This is a genomic window from Arthrobacter sp. PAMC25284, from assembly GCF_019443425.1.
GTDB lineage: Bacteria > Actinomycetota > Actinomycetes > Actinomycetales > Micrococcaceae > Arthrobacter > Arthrobacter oryzae_A.
The window spans coordinates 1,775,847-1,795,505 of record NZ_CP080382.1 but is presented as its reverse complement, the minus strand read 5'-3'; the positions used below and the strand labels follow the sequence as shown (position 1 = coordinate 1,795,505).

Sequence of the window (19,659 nt, the reverse complement as noted above, 5' to 3'; positions counted from 1 at the left end):
GACTGCTCTGCTCCGATCCCACCGGTCTAGGCGAAACGACGTGTCCGCACTGCGGCCGAACCTCGGTCCTTGCCCACCTCAGCGCCCGCCAGGCCAATCCCGCGGTCACGGAGAAGTCCCCGGAGGGGCCAGACGAAATGCCTGCCCCCGCCCGTACCGGTGCTCTGGCCGCGGCACCGCTGTTTTCAGGCGCGCGATAGCAGGGATGCCAGTTCCTTAACCAGACGGTCCGCGGGAAGTGCCGGGCGGGTTTGGCATGTTGGTCGAGGGGCTGCGCCACGTCGTGGCGCAGCCCCTCGGTAAGGTTCCGGCCGCGGAATTTGGGCCTGGCGGTGTAGGTGTTCCCGCCAATGAGCAGGTTTCCGATCTTGTCTGCCTTGCGTGGCTCGTAGCGCACCGGTCGAATCCGACCCAGCAGCACGCCGTTGAGTCCCGGGAGGGTGGCGGCTTCCGAATCCCGGCTGATGCCCAGCCGGCGGGCGATCTCATGCCCCGGAACGCCCTGAGTGTCGAATCTTCTGATATTTTCTTGAACGGCCATTGCTACCGCCATCTGCTGTCCAGTCCTTGCGGGCAGGAAGCCCGCGCCAGCCCAGCGGTCCCGCATTTGGCGTTTAAGCGCCGTTCCGTGCCGCCGATCCGTGCGGCCCTCCCGGCCGAATGCCGGCGCCCGCAACCAAGGTAGTTTCACAAAGCAACCAGTTTCGGCATATAGTTGCCTTAGGCAAGTAAAATGGGTATTTGCCATGTCAGCCGGATCCGGATGACGGGAGCACAGCGCTGAGTGACTTCTCCGCCTCCGAAGCGAAAAAGCTGCGCGTTATCGAGGACAACCGCGCCACCATCCAGGGCCTGCTGCAGGACCAGGACGACGTTGAAGTGACCACGCGCGCGCTGCCGAAACTTGCGAAATCCCCCAGGACCTCGGCAGGGCGACAACGGTCCGGCCCACGATAACGACCGACACTGTTTAAGGAGTAGATATATGGCCAGCCACGCAGCCGCCACGGGGCCGTCCCCCGTCCCGCCGCACCTCCCACCGGAGGCACCCAGGCCTTCCCGGCCCGCCGTCGAACCGGGGGCTATGAGCCACCGCCAGATCATGGAAGCGCTCACGGGCCTACTGGCCGCGTTCTTCACCGCGATCCTGAGCAGCACGATCGTGGCGAATGCGCTTCCCACCATCATGTCCGAGCTCAAAGGCACCCAGACGGACTTCGCCTGGGTGATTACCGCGGCGCTGCTGGCCAACGCAGCAACCACGCCCATCTGGGGCAAACTGGCGGACCTCTTTGACAAGAAAGTCCTCGTCCAGCTAAGCATCGTGATCTTCGTGGCCGGCTCCGTGATGGCAGGCCTGTCCGAGACGATTCCTCTGCTGCTCACGGCCCGCGTTGTCCAGGGCGTTGCCATGGGCGGGCTCACCGCCCTGGCCCAGGCCATTATCGGCTCGATGATCCCGCCGCGGGACCGCGGAAAATACTCCGGCTACATGGGCGGCGTGATGGCCGTCGGCACGGCCGGCGGACCGCTGCTGGGCGGTTTCATCGTGGACAGCCCGCTGGGCTGGCGCTGGACCTTCTTCGTGTGCGTCCCGCTCGCCGTCGTCGCGCTCATCCTGCTCCAGATCACACTGAAACTCCCGCACATCAAACGCCCCGCCTCAATCGACTGGCTCGGCTCCATCCTGCTCACCTCCGGCGTCAGCCTGCTGCTCATCTGGGTTTCCTTCGCCGGTAACCCCGACTACTACGCCTGGTGGTCGTGGCAGACCGTAGCCATGGTCGGCGGCGGCCTGCTGCTGCTGGCGCTGCTGGTCGTCGTTGAATCCCGGGTGGAGCAGCCCATCATCCCGCTCAAGATCATTTCCGAGCGCACCACCGCCCTCGCGATCCTCGCCTCCGTGGCGGTCGGCGTCGGCATGTTCGGCTCCTCGACATTCCTGGGCCAGTACTTCCAGGTGGCACGCGGCGCCAGCCCAACGGAAGCCGGCCTGCTGACGCTGCCCATGATCGCGGGCAACCTGATCGGGTCTGTCGGCTCCGGCATGCTCATCAGCCGCACCGGGAAGTGGAAGCGCTACCTGGTCGCCGGCGCGGTCCTGCTCGTCGGAGGCCTCGGACTGGCCGGCAGCATGGACCACACCACCGAACTGTGGCTCGCGGGAATTTACACGGCCGTCCTCGGCATTGGTCTTGGGCTGCTGATGCAAAACCTCGTCCTCGCCGTCCAGAACACGGTCCAGGCCAAGGACATCGGCACGGCCAGCGCCTCAGTGGCGTTCTTCCGCTCCGTCGGCGGCGCGATCGGCGTCTCGGTCCTCGGCGCCGTGCTGGGCAACCGTGTCAAAGAGCTCGCCGCGGAAGGCATGGCTAACGCCGGCATCCAGATTCCGGCCGGATCGGCCGGTGCCAGCATGGACCTCAAGGACATGCCGGCGCCCATCCGCGAGATCATGCGGGCTGCCTACGGTGACGCTATTGCGGGTGTCTTCCTGATCTCGGCCATCATCGGCCTCGTGGCGCTGGTGGCCGTCCTCTTCATCACGGAACGTCCGCTGCGCCGCACAGTGGATATCCGTCCCGAAGCCACCGGGCGCGGAGGAGCAGCCGCTGCCGACGCCGCCGTCGCGACCGCGGGTGGCGCTGCCGCGACGGCGCCCGGCACCGGCACCGGCACCGTCTCCGACGGAGCCACGCCGTCCAGTGCGGGAACCGGCATTGTGGATCTGGACCGGGAATTCATCGAGGTGCTCAGCCGCGAGCGTGCCGAGTCCCGCTTCCCGGTCCGGCCCGCCAGCGGCGGGGCCGGACGTAGAATTTCGTAGCGTGGAATGACCATTGCCGTCGGCCCCTTCGGCTAGTCTCAAATCAGCGCTTCAACGCACTTCACTATTCGGTCTCCCTAAGGACTCGTGGGCATGCTCCTCACCCTCATGCGGCGCTATTCCAAGCCGTATCTGCCGTACATCACGGCTGTGGTCGTGTTCCAGCTGGCCTCCACCATCGCGGCGCTGTACCTGCCCAGCCTGAATGCGCAGATTATTGACGAGGGCGTCACCCGCGGGGACACGGACTACATCTGGCGCACGGGCATGCTGATGCTGGCTGTTGCCCTGGTCCAGGTCGTCACCGCGGTTGCCGGCGTCTACTTCGGCGCCAAAGCATCCATGGCCTTCGGCCGTGACCTGCGCCGCGGCGTCTTCCGCAAGGTCAGCAGCTTTTCGGCCAGGGACGTGAACGTCTTCGGCGCCGCTACCCTCATCACCCGCGGCACCAACGACGTCCAGCAGGTCCAGATGCTGATGCTTCTGACGCTGAACTTCATGGTGGCGGCCCCCATCATGTGTATCGGCGGGATCGTGATGGCGATCCGCGAGGACCTTGACCTCTCGTGGCTGGTCTGGGTCTCGGTGCCCCTGCTGCTGGTCGTGGTAAGCCTCATTGTGGTCCGGCTCATCCCGCTGTTCCGCTCCATGCAACTGAAGATCGACAGGCTGAACGGGATACTCCGTGAGCAGATCGTCGGAATCCGGGTGATCCGGGCTTTCGTCCGTGAACCCCACGAAGCCGGGCGTTTCGGCGCCGCCAACCGGGAACTGACCGACGTCTCGCTGAAAATCGGCGCCCTGTTCGTCCTGATGTTCCCCGCCATCGGCATGATCCTGCATGTCTCTACCGCCGCCGTGTTGTGGTTCGGCGGCCAGCGGGTGGACGCCGGCGAGATGCAGGTGGGGGCGCTGACGGCATTCCTGCAGTACCTGCTGCAGATCCTGATGGCCGTCATGATGGGCACCTTTATGGCCATGATGATTCCGCGGGCGTCGGTATCCGCGGACCGGATCGGCGAGGTCCTCGACGTCGACCCCTCCATCCATGAGCCGCTGACCCCGGTGCAACCCGCCGCACGCGCGGGCCGCGTGGAGTTCCGGAACGTTACCTTTTCCTATCCGGGCGCCGAAGCGCCCGTGCTCAGCGACATCAGCTTCAAGGCGGAACCGGGCCAGACGGTGGCGATCATCGGTTCCACGGGCGCCGGCAAGTCCAGCCTGCTGGGCCTGCTGCCGCGGCTCTATGACGCGGCCTCCGGTGACGTCCTGCTCGACGGCGTTCCCGTCACCCGGCTTGACCGGGCCGAGATCACACAGCGCGTAGCCATGGTGCCGCAACGTCCCTACCTGTTTTCCGGCACCATCGGGCACAACCTGCGTTTCGGGAAGCCGGAGGCCACGGAGCAGGAGTTGTGGGAAGCCCTGACCGTTGCCCAGGCCGCCGACTTCGTGCAGGACAAGGCCGCCGGACTCGACTCCCGGATCTCCCAGGGCGGCACCAACGTTTCAGGAGGCCAGCGCCAGCGGCTGTGCATCGCCCGGGCCCTCGTCACCGAGCCCAAGGTGTACTTGTTCGACGACTCTTTTTCGGCCCTGGACGTGGCCACCGATGCTAGGCTCCGCCGGGCGCTCAAGGCAAAAACCGCCGACGCGACGGTCATCATCGTCGGGCAGCGGGTCTCCACGATTGCGGACGCGGACCAGATCCTGGTGCTGGACAAAGGCCGGATCGTGGACCGGGGCACGCATGAGGAACTGCTGGAAAGTTCCAGCACCTACCAGGAAATTGTTGAATCCCAGTTGAGCGCGGAGGCAGTGGCGTGAGCGGCAGTGGCGTGAGCGGCAGCGAGAAAGCCACCCCGGCACCCGACGCCGCCGACGAGGAATTCCACGAGGAGGAGTTCACCCCCGGCGAGGCCGACGGCGGAATGTTCGGTGCCATGCCCGCCAAGAAAGCCCAGCATTTCTGGCCCTCCGCGAAGCGGCTGATGGGCCTGCTGAAGCCGGAGCGGGCCGGGATCGCCGCGGTGTTGGCGATGGTGACGGTCGCCGTCGTCCTGAACGTTATTGCCCCGCGGATCCTGGGCCAGGCCATGGATGTGATCTTCGGGGGAGTAGTCGGCAAACAACTGCCGGCCGGGGTCACCAAGGAGCAGTTCGTCGACGGGCTGCGCTCCCAGGGCCAGGACAACTTCGCCGGCATGATCGACAGGATGGACCTCGTCCCCGGCGTCGGCGTCAACTTCCAGGAACTCGCCTACCTGATCAGCGTGGTGCTGGTGATGTACTTCGTCGCCAACATCTTCCTGTGGCTGCAGGGCTATGTCCTGAACGTGCTGGTCATGCGGGTGGTCCGGCGGCTGCGGGACAGCACCGAACAGAAGCTCAACAGGCTACCGCTGAACTACTTCGACACCCGCCAACGCGGCGACACCCTCTCACGGGTTACGAACGACGTCGACAACATCCAGCAGGCGCTGCAGCAGGCCTTCGCGCAACTCGTGAGCTCGGCGCTGACAGTGCTGGGCATTGTGATCATGATGTTCATCGTGTCCTGGCAGCTGGCGCTGATCGCGCTGATCGCCCTGCCGCTCTCCGCGGTGGCCGCAGGCATCATCGGCTCCCGCAGCCAGAAGCTCTTCGCAGCTCAGTGGAAGAACACCGGCGCGCTGAACGGCCAGATCGAGGAATCCTTCTCCGGTCACGACCTGGTCCGCGTCTTCGGCCGCGACGAGGACATGCTGGCTCGCTTCGACGAGCAAAACGAGGCGCTCTACCGTGCGAGCTTCGGTGCCCAGTTCGTGTCCGGCATGATCATGCCGGTCATGCAGTTCGTGTCCTACCTCAGCTACGTCGGAATCGCCGTAGTCGGCGGCCTGCGGGTCGCATCGGGCGGAATGAGCCTGGGGGACGCCACAGCATTTATCCAGTACTCCCGCGAGTTCACCCAGCCGCTGGGGCAAATGGCCGGGATGGCCAACATGCTGCAGTCCGGGGTTGCCTCCGCCGAGCGGGTCTTCGAGTTCCTCGACGCCGGAGAACAGGACGCCGAGACCGCCACCGAACACCTGCCGGCCAAGGCCGACGGCCACGTCGACTTCCAGCACGTCACCTTCAGCTACACCCCTGGCAAGCCGCTGATCGAGGACCTGTCCTTCACCGCCGAACCCGGGCACACCGTGGCGATCGTCGGACCGACCGGCGCCGGCAAGACCACCCTGGTGAACCTTGTGATGCGCTTCTACGAGCTCAACGCGGGCACCATCACCCTCGACGGCGTGGACATCACCGCGCTGAGCCGCGCGGAACTCCGGTCCAAGGTCGGGATGGTTTTGCAGGACGCGTGGCTGTTCGGCGGGACGATCTACGAGAACATCCGCTACGGCAAGCTGGACGCCACTGAGGACCAGATCATGACGGCGGCCAAGGCAACGTTCGTGGACCGCTTTGTGCGGGCGCTGCCGGAGGGCTACAACACGATTATCGATGAGGAAGGCAACAACGTCAGCGCCGGCGAAAAGCAGCTGATCACGATTGCGCGCGCGTTTGTAGCCAACCCGTCCCTGCTGATCCTGGACGAGGCCACAAGCTCCGTGGATACCCGCACCGAAGTGCTGGTCCAAAAGGCCATGGCGGCGCTGCGGACCGAGCGCACGAGCTTCGTGATTGCGCACCGGCTCTCCACCATCCGGGACGCAGACACCATCCTGGTGATGGAAGCGGGCCGGATCGTGGAGCAGGGCCGGCACTCCGAGCTGCTGGAGCTCCGGGGCGCCTACTACCGGCTCTACATGTCCCAATTCGCCGGCGAAGACGCCGACGCTGCTGGGCCGGAGGGAAGCCCCGGGGACCCGGGACAGGTGACCGAGGGCGGTGCTGCCGAGGAACCGGCCCGGACCACGGCCGATGACACTACGGCGGTGCTGGGTTGAGCGCCGGGGGAGCCGCAAGGGGCGCCACAAGGGGGCCGGGCGGCCAGGATCCGCAGAGCATCGAGGTGCTGGTGCCGATGCGGTGGGGTGATATGGACGCCTACGGGCACATCAACAACGTCCAGGTTGTCCGGATGCTGGAAGAAGCCCGCATCGCGGCGTTCGGCCCGCCCCGGGGGACCGGCCTTCCAGGCGTCGAGCCTCCCGTCGGGCTGTTCAACGAGATTCCCGAGGGCACTCTGGCGCTGGTTGTGGAACACAAAATCCGGTACGTCCGGACCCTCGAATACCGCAATGTGCCGGCCGTAGTGCAGATGTGGGTTGGTGCGCTCAAGGGCGCCAGCTTCGACCTCCACTACCTCGTGCAGGACCCGGTAACCCGGGAGGACTGCGTCCGCGCCACCACCCATCTGGCGTTCGTCGATGAGGCCACTGGCCGGGTGCAGCGGCTGACGCAGGAGCAAAAAGAACGGCTCATCCCGTACACCCGGACCCACCAGGGCGCTGCGTCCAGCCCGTCCGGCGCGGGAAAGCCAACCCAGCCGGTCCCGTAGCCCCTACTGCGGCATTAGGATCGCTCCTACAATAAACATCCCCAAGGCTAAGGAATCGCAATGAAGAACAAGCACACGGGCCAGGCCGTGAAGAAATCCTGGAAAGAGCTGTCGCCGAAGAAGAAGCTGTGGACGGCCGCCGTGGGCGTCGTCCAATTGAGCCTTCTGATCGCAGCGCAGTGGGACATTACCCGCCGCCCGGCCGAGGAGATCCGCGGCAGCAAAACACTGTGGCGGCTCGCGTCCCTGGTCAATTTCGTCGGCCCGGGGACGTACTTCACCCTCGGCCGGAAACGGGACGGCATCAAGAAGTAGCCGCGCTCCGGAGCCTCGCACGGCCTCGGCCGGCGTCGCCCGGAGCCTCGCGGAAGTTTCCTGGCAGTAATCTTCCAGAAGGCTTAAATGGGTCTGTTCAGGTTGAGCCTGTAAATTGAACGTATGACCCCAACCAAAAAGCCTGCCATGCACCGCGCCCTCGGCGTCTCCAAGGAGATTGAAGACGCGGCGTGGTTCGTGCTGGGACCGGGGCTGCAGGGGAAGCCGTCACCGTTGGACGGACGCACCCGGACCTGGAGCGCAGCGGCGTCGGCGGAGCTGCTGCGGCGCCTGGATCAGGCTGTCCCGGACCCCAAGGCCCCCATGATGACCAATCTCCGGCACAACCTGGAGGGCGTCTCGCGGGGGGCCAAGCAGTTGGCCGTCGAACTCTTGTTCCTGCAATCGCTGCCGCTGGCGCATGAAGTGAAATCACTGAAGGTTAAGCGTGCGCGCGTGGCGGAGGCCGCTTCGTGGCTGGAACCACCGCTGGAGCTCCCGGATGAGCTCTACGCGGGCATGACTGATCACGGCGTGATCAGGGACCGTACTGCGGAATTCAACTGGACCATCTGGAACCACCTGAAGTGGCTCTGCAGGTTCGTGCACCACGTGGCCCAGCAACCGGCCAACATCGTCGCGGCCGCTATCAAAGACCCCCTGGCCTTCCACAAGCTGGTCGCCGGCACCCCCGATGACCAGCCGGCCATCCGCCGCAGCATCGAATTCCTGGTCTGGCCGAGCTACTTCGAGCCGGTCGTCGCCGACGTCGAACGCCAGGAGATCCGTGACGCGTTCGCCTCCCTCGTGGGAGGGGCGAAAGGCGACAGCGATGAGGACGTCTCGGCCGACATTCACCGCATCCGTCTCCACCTCGATGAACAGGCCGGCCAGCGGATCGACTGGTACTCCCGTCAGCTCGTCAGCCAATGGCGCAAGGTCGGCGACCCGGGCCGCCGGGCATGGCTGCTGCGCACCCACCACGACAACGCCGAGCTGCTCGGAACCTGGCGGGACGAGGAAACGGTGACGCTCGACGTCGAACATCTCCGCCTGCTGGACCCGGGGGTGACCGCCGGGCTCGTGCAGCACGCCGTCGACGAGGACTACAAGCACCTGGGCTACGTGGAGCGCGAAGACACCAAAACGGCCGTCTTCGCGTTCCTGACGGTCATGAAGCCGGGAGACCTCGCCCTGTACCAGAATGCTGGCACTGTCCGGGTTGGCGTGATCCTCGGCGAGGCCCAGCACCGGGAAGGCAACCGGCGGCTGCGGCGCAAGGTCCGCTGGTTCGACGAGACCCACGACATGGCCGAATTGCCGCGGCACGTGCAGCGGCAACTGGCCACCGCCGGCATCATCGTGGACATCACCCGGGTGATTGAGGCGCTTGAGGCGCTGCTGCCCGCCGAAGCGGAGGCGGATCCTGCCGACGACGCCGAGCCGGCTGCCGCAGTCGAGCCCGCATGCGAAGGCTTCAGGCCCCTGACAGCGGAGTTTGCCGCGTCCCTGCACATGGAGCTTGAACCGTTGCAGGAGATCGCCGAACTGTTGGAGGAGAACCGCCAGTTGGTGCTCTACGGTCCGCCCGGCACCGGCAAGACGTACCTGGCCAAGCACCTCGCGGCCCAGCTTGCCGGCGACACCACGGATGAACGGGTCAAGCTGGTCCAGTTCCACCCGTCGTACGCCTACGAAGACTTCTTCGAAGGGTTCCGTCCGGACAAAACGGACGAGGGCCAGGTGTCGTTCAAGCTCGTGGCCGGGCCGCTGCGCCGGCTCGCCGAGGAGGCCGCCAAGCCTGGCAACGAGAGCAAGCCGTACTTCCTCATCATCGACGAGATGAACCGGGCCAACCTCGCGAAAGTCTTCGGCGAGTTGTACTTCCTGCTGGAGTACCGCGATGATCGGATTTACCTCCAGTACAGCCCGAACGAGCCCTTCACCCTGCCGGACAACCTGTACATCATCGGCACCATGAACACCGCGGACCGTTCCATCGCGATGATGGACGCGGCCATCCGCCGACGCTTCTCCTTCATCGAGCTGCACCCGAAAACGGAGCCGGTCAAGGGATCGCTGCTGCGGTTCCTGCAGGCCCGGGACCTGGACACAACACCCGCCCTGCTGCTGGACGCGTTGAACGACGCGATTGACGAATGGGACCGCGATCTGATGATCGGGCCGTCCTACTTCATGAAGAAGTCCGCCCAGACCCCGAAGGGGTTGGAACGGATCTGGAAGTACGAGCTCATGCCGTTGCTGGAGGAGCACTACCACGGCCAGCTCAACCGCGCGCAGCTGCAGGAGCGGTTCGGCCTGGAACAACTGCTCGCCCGCCTTGCGCGCGGCTGAGCCCTCGGTGTCCCGCCCCGCGGCGCTCCCGCCCGGTGCAACGCCGGTGCGGCGGATCGTCCTGGACGAGCTGTCCCACGGGGTTGTTGAACGGCTCGACGCCGGCAGTGCGGCCTCCCTGAACGCCAGCGGCCTGGTCAAGGTCTCACCCCTGGGACTGGGCCTTTTCCGGATTGAGCCGGTGGGTATGGTGGGTTCGGTGCGTACGCCGGTGCTGCAATTGGACGTTCGGCCCAAGCAGCGCATTGACCTGACGAGGCTGCTGTTCCTGCTCGGCTACGTCGGGGACCAAGGCTTCCGGGAGGACGCCGTGACGGCCGAGGAGGTGCCGGGGCTGTGGAGCGCGCTCGCAGAGTCGCTGGCCCAGTTGGCGGACCGGGCGATGAGCCGTGGTGTGCTGCAGGGCTACCTCACCGTTGATGAATCGCTGCGGACGGTCAAGGGGCGGATCCGGATCTCAGACCAGATTTCGCGCCGGCCAGGAATGCTGGTGCCGCTGGAGGTCTCGTACGACGAGTTCACCGAAGACATTGCCGAGAACCGGATCCTGCGGGCTGCGCTGGAGCGGATGTCCCAGGTGCCGCGGGTACGGCCGGACGTTCAGAGCCGGCTGCGGCAGTTGAAGGGAAAGCTCGGCGCGGTCTCCCGGTTGCAGTCCGGCGCTCCGCTGCCGGCATGGCGGCCCACCAGGATGAACACCCGCTACCACGCCGCGCTCCGGCTGGCCGAGGTGATCCTGCGAAACGCGTCGGCGGAGGCCGGCGACGGTCAGCAGCAGTCGGCGTCGTTCGTAGTGGATATGGCAAAGGTCTTCGAGGACTTCGTGGGGAGGGCGCTCCGCGAAGCCATGGCCGCGTATCCGGGGGAGATGCGGCTGAGGCACAATGCCCTGCTGAACGAGGCGGTCCGGGACTCCGACCGGATCGTGGTGCAACCCGGCGCGGTCCATTTCCTGGGCGGCCGGCCGGTAATGGTCTACGACGCCAAGTACCAGGCCGCCGCCGATCCCGGCGCGTCCCTGTCGGCCGACCACTACCGGATGCTGGCGTACTGCACATCGCTCCGGGTCCCCACGGCCTGGATCGTGTACCCGGGGGCCGGAGGAATCAAATTGCGCCGAATCCTGAACACGGACATCGACGTGGTGGAGTTTCCGTTGGATCTATCGCTGCCGCCGGCGGAAATTCTGGCCTCGGTCGCCGACCTGGCCAAGCAGTCGTGGGGCGAAGTCCTGCGGCAGGCCAGCCTCGGCCGCTGAATCGAACCGCGGTTCAGGCGGGGCCGATTTCTCGGGACCGGTTCAGTCGGGGTCGTTGCTTACGGAGGGCGCACTGAGCAAGTGCTTCAACAGGGCCCCGCTCCGGTTCGCCCGGGTTCCTAGCGACGTGCAGGCGCAGACTTTCGCGGACGGGCTCTTCAGCGGCGCCGTTCCCGGCGAGAATTTCATCAATGATCGACGTCACTTGCCGACGGAGCGGTTCAAGATCCTGCTCAACGCGGCGGAGGGCGGTCTGGGTATTGGTTACATCCGAGCGTGAAGGGGACGCCTGGTGTTGCCGGAAGGGCAGGACCTTGGCCGTGAAGTCGGACCCGGCCGGCGACGACCGCACAGCGTCCAGTTCTTCGCTTGGAATCATGAGGTGGGGCATTTGCGCTCTCCCGAGGGCGTAGTAACTCCCATTCGAGGTCGAATGGATACGGTAAATATCCCCAAACTAATTCCCCAATAGAGAAGATATTAGCTCAGTCCGCCCGGACTGTCGCCTCCGGCGCTGCTGTACAGGTCGTACTGCAATCGGGGGCCACAGGGCCACGGGGGCCATGGAACTGAACCGCGATCTACTCTACCGCGGCTTGCTGGACACAGCCTGAATGGACGCGCCGTGCTGGGCAGGGCTTATTGGAAGGGCCGAACAGGGCCGGGCGGCGTGGGGCAGGGCGTTACGGGGCCGGGCGGCGTGGGGATCAACCGGGGGTTGGCTTGCGCAGGAATGCGTCCAGATTGGTCTCCAACGACGAGACGTCCTTAAGCTCGCACTCCCAAACGGTGAGTACCTGCCAGCCCGCGGCTTCAAGCAGCAAACGCTGCTCGGCGTCGCGGTCCCTGGTCCGAGTGCGCTTGGCGGCCCAGAAATCGGCGTTGTTTTGGGGCGCGTGCCGGCCTACGCGGCAATCGTGGAAATGCCAGAAGCAGCCGTTGACGAAGATGACCTTGCGCCGGCCGGCAAACACGAGATCAGGGTTGCCGGGCAGCCGACCGCCGCGGACGGAACCGTGCAGCCGGTAGCGGTAACCCTTGGCATGGAGCAACCGCCGCACCAGCATTTCGGGTTTGGTGTCCTTGCCGCGGATGCGGGACATGTTCCAGCTGCGCCGCTCGGAGGTGAGCTTGTCGGCCATGGTCTGGTTCTGCCAACGGGCGAAGTGCTAGAGATCGCGCTCTGGTTGCTCCCCGAACTGGAAATGCCGGCCGCTGAGCGAGGTCGGATCTATTTCGACGTAGAAGTCCTTCAGCGTGGGCACCCATGATTTCAATCCCAGCGCTTCGGCCCGGGCAATGTCCGCCGACTGCTGCAGGACGCGGGCGTTACCGCGGAGGACCACAGACCAAGCCTCATCGGAGAGGATCCCGTCTGTTTCGAAGAGCACTTTGGCGTTGATGGTGAGTTCGGCCAACTTGTTGCCCGGGGCCGTCCGGAGGTAAAGCTTCCTGGCGTCGACGACGTAGTTCACCGGGAAGATATCCGGTTCACCGGCGACCGTGACGACGAGCCTGCCGTGTTTGGTGCCCTCGAGGAGCTCCCAGGCCTGGTCGTCGTTAAGGACGAGGACCGGGTTGTCATCTGCATGTTCGAACATCATGGCTCCATTGTTCTGGCCGGTGTCATGAAATACCAGAGGAAAAGGTCCGGAATGCCGGCAGAAGTCGGGCGGGGTGTGGACCTGTGGATAACCCTGAGCCCCGGATGCGGAGTCGGCTACCCTTAAGCAATATTTGGATCCAGGCGTCGTGATTTTCTATCGGGGAGTAGCTGGCCATGACATCTCGCACTTCGATTTCCACCTACTGGCGCTGGCTCGTGCACAGGTTTCCTCACTGGCGCGGGAGCCGAGGTGCCGGGGCCGTCGTGATGGCCGCGGTCCTGTTTACCACCGCCTGCGCGGGCGCAGATCCAGGCCAAGGCGGAGCGTCATCGGCAGGAGCCGTGAGTGTCTCCGCGTCTCCCACAGCCAGTGCGACTCCGACGCCGACCGCCAGCTACAGGCCGGCCGACGCCTCAGGAAAAGCAGAGAATGTCCCGGTCCCCGTGTTGCCTGAAGCCGCGAAGGCAGAGACTAAGGAAGGTGCGGTGGCATTTGCCGCCTACTGGTTTAGTTTGCTCAGCCACGGATATGAGACCGGTGATTTGGTTGTTTTTGACTCCGTGACCTCAGTTGGTTGCGCTCCATGCGACAAAGCCAGAGCGGTTATCGGCGCGTGGAATTCGGAGGGGCGGTGGATCGTAGGGGGAAAAATATCCACTCCTTCTATAAGCACCGAATACATTCTCGGCCCAGAATTGACCTATCAGGTTGTGGTTCAAGCTCACCAGACGCCTCTGACGTACATGAGGGCTGATGGATCCGTCGCACGCAGTGACCCACAGCCTGACGATACGGGCAATCTACTGTTTCTGTCGTTCAATAATGGTGCATGGAAGCTCATCGACGTTGGCAGAATTGTCGCGTGACCCATGCGTTTTCTTGATGCTTTGAGAGCCGTGGGAATGCTTGGATCTGTGACGATCTTTTCGGTAATTGGGGCGGGTCAAGTACACGCGGCGGATCCTGACATTTTTGGAGAATGGCATCCGGACAGCGTCAATCTCAATGGGTGGGCCCTGGACCCCTCATCCAAGACGTTCACGAGGCTGCCGCCAGGAGCCGCGTCCGCAGACCCGTACCAATACAAATACGAACTCCAGTGCCACCTTGGCGGCGCGGATTTCGACACTACCTGTCTGGGTAACCGCGTCGACTGTAAAAACGGACCCGGCGGAGTGGAGGGGATTCCGGTTGTCTGGCTGAAAGCTCCAGCCGGCGTACCGCTGCCGACATGGTCCTTCCACTCCGGGCCGACTTGCCTCTTTGACCCACGGCCAGAGGACCTCCTTCCTCGCATCGCAGCCGTGATCCAGACAGAGTTCCAGCAACTCCCTGTTGCCGCCGGAACCAGCACCGCCCAACCCAGTCCACATACGCTGCGCGGAGCAGAAACGAATTTCTTTGCGGACGCTGCGGAACAACAGTTCGACATCACGATCCTTGCCCAGTCTGTGCACGTTGTCGCGAAGCCCGTGCAGTATTCCTGGAACTACGGCGACGGCACGCACCAAGGCCCTCTTCCGGCGTCGGGCGGGCCCTCTTCCGCAGGACCGATGGGGCGAGAAGACGCCCACCAGCCACGTTTATACCCAAACCGGCGACTTCAACGTCGTCCTGACCACCCATTTCAAGGGCACTTACTCCGTGAACGGTGGCCCGCCACTGCCCATTCCGGGCCAGGGCGTCTTCAACGCACCACCGCAAACCGTCAGCGTCTGGCGGTCAGTCACCCGCAACTACGCGGACACCTGCCTTGAAAACCCTCGTGGACAGGGCTGCCCGGGAGCCGCGCCGCTTCCCTGACCGGCTCCGCTTCCCTGAATATCGCCACCGTGTGTTCTGAGTCTCTTCCGGAATAGTTGCATGCGCTCCACAGTTATCGCCTACAGAGCCAATCCACTGTGAAAGGAACTGCACATGCTGTTTTCCCCAATGAACCTCGGCGAGCTTGAACTGAACAACCGCCTCGTAATGGCGCCGCTGACCCGCGTCCGCTCCGGCAAAGAGGGCATCCCGGGCCCCCTCGTGGTCGAGTACTACCGCCAGCGCGCCTCGCTCGGACTGATTGTCAGTGAAGGTACCTTTCCGAGCCACGCCGGCCGCGGATTCCCGGGACAGCCCGGGCTGGTCACTGAGGAGCAGTTCGGCGGCTGGGCCAAGGTCACTTCTGCCGTGCACGCTGAAGGCGGCCGGATCTTCGCCCAGGTCATGCACGCGGGCCGGGTCACCCATGAGGCCACGACCGGCGGCTACGAGGTGGTCGCACCGAGTGCCATCGCTATCGACGGCGAAACCCGAACTTACGAGGGCAAGAAGACGCTGCCCGTTCCGCACGCCCTCACCGCCGATGAGCTGCCCGGCGTCGTCGAGGAGTTCGTCACGGCGTCGCGCAACGCCATCGGCGCAGGGTTCGACGGCGTCGAACTGCACTCCGCCAACGGCTACCTGCTCCACGAATTCCTGTCGCCGGCTTCCAACCAGCGCGACGACGTCTACGGCGGATCGCCGGAGAACCGCGCACGCTTCGTCATCGAAGTGACTGAAGCCGTCGTGGCCGCGATTGGCGCCGACCGGGTAGGCATCCGCATCTCCCCGGAGCACAACATCCAGGGCGCCCTTGAGCAGGATGCCGCTGACGTCCGTGCGACGTATGGCCACCTGGTTGATACCTTGGCTCCGCTGAAGCTGGCCTACCTGAGCGTCCTGCACAAGGAGCCGACGGGTGGGCTGGTTCAGGACCTGCGGTCGCGCTTCGGCGGGAAGTTCCTGCTGAACACCGGCTTCAGTTCCATCACCACGCCCGAGGAAGCCAGTTCGCTCGTAGCCGACGGGCATGCTGACGCCGTCGTCGTCGGTCGCCCCGCCATCGCGAACCCGGACCTCGTCCGCCGCTGGCGTGAAGGTCTTCCCGTAAACGAGCCGGACCAGGCCACGTTCTACAGCGAAGGCGCCGAAGGCTACACCGACTACCCGGCTTACCAGAACTAAGTTTCAGCGGCAGCACCGCACGGCTGGACATGTCCCGCGGCGGCGGCGAACAGTGGGCAGAACACCATTCTGCCCACTGTCCGCGTTTAAGAATGAGCATGTCCCTTGGCGGGTTCGAAGGGGGCGGGCCCAAGAATGAGCATGTCCCCAGGGTCAGGTTGCGGTCGACCGCTGGCACAGGCCGATGAAGGCGCCAAGTTGCCCGAGGCCTTCGGGGTGCAGCGGGAGGTAGTTGGTGAGCTCCGGGGCCCGGATAATCACAGCGCGCCACTGGCCCCGGGACACTGCGACGTTGATCCGGTTGCGCGAAAGCAGGAACTCCATGCCCCGGGGGGCTTCGGCCACGGCTGAGCAGGCCATGGACACCATCACCACGGGCGCTTCCTGGCCCTGGAACTTGTCCACGGTTCCCACCCTCACCCCGGACAGGCCGGCGCCGTCGAGCGCCTCGCGGATCAGGTTGACCTGGGCGTTGTAGGCCGCGACGACAAGGATGTCGGTGGCTTCCAGCAGCCGGCTGGTGCCGGCGTCGTGCCAGCGAAGTCCCACGTGCCGCCGTACCTGCCGGACCGCCTCGGCGGCTTCCTCGGGGGAAGATGTGCTGTTGCCCTGGTGCTCGACCAGCACCGTTTCGATCCCGGCCGGAACACCCTCAAGCCGCCGCAGATCCGCCGCGGGAGCGGAGTTCAGCTTTCCCTCATAGGAGAGCTGGGACACGGCCGCACATAGGTCGGTCGTCATCCGCCACGAGTCGGCGAGGAAGTATCCCAGTTCTGCAGGAAGCGTGTCGTGGCCAGCGGAGATCCAGCCCAGCGCTGACTCGTCTACCGGCTCCGGATGTGAGGCCTGGCTGACCTGCGGCAGTTGCTGCGGATCGCCCAGCATCAGGAGGCGGCTGCTGGCCCGGGCAACGGCCAGCGTGTTGGCCAGGGAAAACTGTCCGGCTTCGTCGATCACCAGCAGGTCCAGCGACCCGGCCGGAACCGAGGCACCTGTCATGGTCCAGGCCGTTCCGCCCACCAGCGCACCACCAGCCGTGCCGAGCAAGCGGGCGACGTCCCGCGCCGACCGCTGGCTCCACGGGAGCGGCTCGTTGTGCTTGACCTCCTTCGCCACCCGGCTGGGGTCGACGCCCGCCTTGGTCACCGCCGTTCTGAGCAAATTTTCGACGACGGCATGGGACTGCCCGACGACGCCGACTTTCCACCCCCGTGCCACCAGACGGGCGATCACGTGCGAGCCCACATGGGTCTTGCCCGTGCCTGGCGGGCCCTGGACAGCCACGTAGGAGCGGTCCAGGGCTGCGACGGCGTCCGTGATGGCATCTATAAAGCGGTCCGGACCCGCTCCGGGAACTGGTAAGGGCTGTCCGCCCAACAGCCGCGGCGGCACGCGCCGAATAAGGTCCAAGGCGGGATGGCCCGGAAATATGAAGCTGCCGATCGCTCCGGACGCGGCCGACGCCCGCAGCCCGGCGGCGACGTCTTCGGCTAGATCCGCCAGCGCCGCTTCGATGTTCTTCGTCTGCAGCGGCTCCTTCTCGGTCAGGGCAATCGGCAGCTGCGCATACGGGTCGACGTCCCGGCGGAGCTTGTCCCGAATCACAACGATGTCTTTGCCGTCTTCGTGACCGAGTTCCAGGACCTCCGTCCCGAACCAGCCATTGCGGCCGGACCCGCCGATCCCGGTCCCCTCAAGACCACCAGGCAACGGCGGACCGTACATGCGGAACCAGCTGCTGCCCTCGCGCAGGTCGGAGCCCGGGCTGATGGTGCCTGTCAGCTTCACCCGGCGTTCCGGCAGTTTCGTGCCGTCCTTCCACCAGTCCTCCAGCGCTTCCGCGGATTCGACCAAGAAGACGTTTCGATCCTGCTGATGGGTGTCCGGCCCGTTCTCACAGCGGTCGAAATGGGCCCACCAGAAGGATTTCCGTTCGCGGCGGTGGTAGCTCACCGCCGCCGCCAGCATGGCCACGGCCTTCCGGTCCGTCTCGGACAAGCCGTGATCCGGTCCGCTGAACGCGGCCAGGTCCAGCTCTGCCGGCGTTATGTCTGCGCCGTCCTGCGCGGTCTGGTTTTGTTCAGGGAGAGCTGGCTCAGTTCGAGCCTGACCGCCACCCGGCGTAATGCCCCGTTCCCGGGCGAGGCCAAGCAGCCAGTTCCTGAGTTCCAAGGTGGAGAGGCAGTCGTATTCGTTGTAGTCCGAGATGCCCGCCAGGACCGCCGCGGCCTCGTCCTGCCGGCCGTCGTCGCGCGCGTCGCAATAGTGTGCGTAGGCAACCACGGAGGCGCCGGCGTCTTTGACGTCGCCGGAGCGCAGGTGGGTGCCCATGTACAGCGGCTCAAGCTTTTTGATGCTGTACGAATTCTCGGAAATACGGAGGCTGTTTCGGACGGTTTGGTACAGGTCCACGAGCAGGCCCTCGCGCAGCCACCGGTCCACGGTGTCCTCGCCGGCAACGTGCAGTACGGAGAGTTTTCGAAGCGCCGTTTTCTCGTAGGCTGCGTAGTGGAAGACGTGCATGTCCGGGTAGACCCGCCGGCGTTCCTCCACATAGGCCAGAAAGTCCAGGAAGGCCTGCTTCTCCTCCTCCCGGCTGTGCGCCCAGAACGGCTTGAACACGGCCGCGGCGCCCGGGGCGTCAGGGTTTTCCACGACGCCGAAGAGATACTCGAGGCCCCAGGCGCCGGTGGCGCTCTCCTGCCACAGCGGGTCACCCTCGAAGTCGAAGAAGATGTCGCCCGGACTGGGCCGGGGCAGATCGGCCAGGGTGTTCTCCGCGGTGACCCGGTAGCGGATTGTGCGCTCTTCGCCGTCCTTGACATACCGGACGGCGCCGTCTGCTTCGCCGGCGCCGCTTTGCATCCGGGCCTGGTCCTGCAACCGCAGCAGGGAGGCGTTGGCTCTCGGGAGGGTGGCGCCGGCGAGGTCCTTGACCGTGGAGATGTCTTGCCCGTGGAGCTTCTTGCGCTGGCTGGAGGTCATGCGTGCGACCAGGAGCAGATCGTCGGTGGCTTTGACCTGTTCCTGGCAGTAGTTGCAGCGTCCGCAGGCCGACATCCCCGGCTCGTCCCAGCGGACCGCGTCCGGTTGAGCCATGTGCGCCGAGGTCAGGATGAGGAAACGGTCCCGGCGCTCGCGAAAAACGGGCAGGATGTCCGCGAGGCTGTGGTGGCTCCGGAGGTAATCGAAGCCGCCGCCGGACAGCGCGACCGTGGCCCCGAGGACCAGGGTCACCGAGGGGTCCGGGGCGATCCCTGCCTTCAGGAGTTGGTCCGCGTAGGCGGCCAGTTGCAGTAGCGCCGTGACCTTGGCGTGGCGGGCCAGTTTGGTGTCGAACACGGCGTAGCCGCCGTCGGACTGGCGGACCAGGAAATCCGAACGCCCGTGGAACCGGCCGTCGAAAAACGCGGCCTGAAAAACGACGTCGGCGCCCGAGCGGAGGGCCGCGAGCGATTCCTCGTGTTTGGCTTGCAGGGTGGCGCGGTCCATGGTCCCGGCCGGAACGACGTCGTACACGCCGCGGGAGGTGCCGGCATCCCAGATTCCGAACTGGGACACAAAAGCGTCCAGGACCTTGTGCTCGTGACGGTCGCCCAGGGTCGCGGCGCGCCCCAGCATCTCGTCCTCCTCGAAGGCGGCCTTGGGGGACCGGCCCAGTTTTTCGTCGAGGGTGCGCAGGAGCTGATACTCGCAGCCGGCAGCCACTACCAGATCGCTCGCGGAGAAGATCAGATCCGGTGCGTGCCCCGGAACCTCCGGTTCAAGAAAGAACACTATTCCCCCGTCGATTGCAGCTTTAGGCCAAGTTATCAAGGCC

The 19,659-nt window shown here is 65.3% G+C and carries 14 protein-coding genes; 11 read left to right on the top strand and 3 right to left on the bottom strand.

The annotated features are described in order from the left end of the window. The first annotated feature begins 741 nt into the window (after positions 1–741). The 9 genes from KY499_RS08275 (at position 742) to KY499_RS08235 (ending at position 11,524) form a co-directional block, all read left to right on the top strand. Positions 742–957 carry a hypothetical protein gene (locus KY499_RS08275; RefSeq protein WP_219886788.1) on the top strand — a complete coding sequence of 72 codons (216 nt, stop codon included), beginning with the start codon at positions 742–744 and terminating at the stop codon, positions 955–957. 127 nt (positions 958–1,084) lie between these two features. Then, a complete protein-coding gene (locus KY499_RS08270; RefSeq protein WP_258191084.1) occupies positions 1,085–2,827 on the top strand; it encodes an MFS transporter in 1,743 nt (580 codons plus the stop codon). 93 nt (positions 2,828–2,920) lie between these two features. Continuing rightward, complete coding sequence (locus KY499_RS08265) at positions 2,921–4,654, top strand: ABC transporter ATP-binding protein (RefSeq protein ID WP_219886787.1); 1,734 nt, start codon at positions 2,921–2,923, stop codon at positions 4,652–4,654. Positions 4,655–4,758: 104 nt separating this feature from the next. Continuing rightward, complete coding sequence (locus tag KY499_RS08260; RefSeq protein ID WP_258191083.1) at positions 4,759–6,762, top strand: ABC transporter ATP-binding protein; 2,004 nt, start codon at positions 4,759–4,761, stop codon at positions 6,760–6,762. A gap of 77 nt (positions 6,763–6,839) precedes the next feature. Then, complete coding sequence (locus KY499_RS08255) at positions 6,840–7,316, top strand: thioesterase family protein (RefSeq protein ID WP_123254887.1); 477 nt, start codon at positions 6,840–6,842, stop codon at positions 7,314–7,316. A gap of 60 nt (positions 7,317–7,376) precedes the next feature. Continuing rightward, positions 7,377–7,631 (top strand): hypothetical protein, encoded by a 255-nt coding sequence (locus KY499_RS08250; RefSeq protein WP_123254863.1) that lies wholly within the window; start codon positions 7,377–7,379, stop codon positions 7,629–7,631. Between the two features lie 123 nt (positions 7,632–7,754). Further along, positions 7,755–9,986, top strand: coding sequence for an McrB family protein (locus KY499_RS08245; protein WP_219886786.1), 2,232 nt, complete (start codon positions 7,755–7,757; stop codon positions 9,984–9,986). A gap of 7 nt (positions 9,987–9,993) precedes the next feature. Then, positions 9,994–11,244: an McrC family protein gene (locus tag KY499_RS08240; RefSeq protein ID WP_258191031.1), complete on the top strand. Its 1,251-nt coding sequence runs from the start codon at positions 9,994–9,996 to the stop codon at positions 11,242–11,244. Positions 11,245–11,371: 127 nt separating this feature from the next. Continuing rightward, positions 11,372–11,524 carry a hypothetical protein gene (locus KY499_RS08235; protein ID WP_219886785.1) on the top strand — a complete coding sequence of 51 codons (153 nt, stop codon included), beginning with the start codon at positions 11,372–11,374 and terminating at the stop codon, positions 11,522–11,524. Positions 11,525–11,951: 427 nt separating this feature from the next. Here the strand turns inward: KY499_RS08235 and KY499_RS08230 are convergent, their stop codons facing one another. Together KY499_RS08230 and KY499_RS08225 are read right to left on the bottom strand one after the other, a co-directional pair. Continuing rightward, a complete protein-coding gene (locus KY499_RS08230) occupies positions 11,952–12,386 on the bottom strand; it encodes a very short patch repair endonuclease (RefSeq protein WP_123254861.1) in 435 nt (144 codons plus the stop codon). A gap of 27 nt (positions 12,387–12,413) precedes the next feature. Beyond that, positions 12,414–12,848, bottom strand: a complete 435-nt coding sequence (locus tag KY499_RS08225; protein WP_123254860.1) for a pyridoxamine 5'-phosphate oxidase family protein — start codon at positions 12,846–12,848, stop codon at positions 12,414–12,416. Between the two features lie 176 nt (positions 12,849–13,024). Between KY499_RS08225 and KY499_RS08220 the strand changes: the two genes are divergently transcribed. Together KY499_RS08220 and KY499_RS08215 are read left to right on the top strand one after the other, a co-directional pair. Next, the gene (locus KY499_RS08220) at positions 13,025–13,717 is read left to right on the top strand and encodes a DUF6318 family protein (RefSeq protein WP_308813089.1); all 693 of its coding nucleotides are present in this window, start codon (positions 13,025–13,027) and stop codon (positions 13,715–13,717) included. 1,051 nt (positions 13,718–14,768) lie between these two features. After that, the gene (locus KY499_RS08215) at positions 14,769–15,839 is read left to right on the top strand and encodes an alkene reductase (RefSeq protein WP_219886783.1); all 1,071 of its coding nucleotides are present in this window, start codon (positions 14,769–14,771) and stop codon (positions 15,837–15,839) included. A 153-nt stretch (positions 15,840–15,992) separates the two neighbouring features. Here KY499_RS08215 and KY499_RS08210 read toward each other — a convergent pair whose 3' ends face one another. Next, positions 15,993–19,616, bottom strand: coding sequence for a bifunctional RecB family nuclease/DEAD/DEAH box helicase (locus tag KY499_RS08210; protein WP_219886782.1), 3,624 nt, complete (start codon positions 19,614–19,616; stop codon positions 15,993–15,995). Positions 19,617–19,659: the final 43 nt, after the last annotated feature.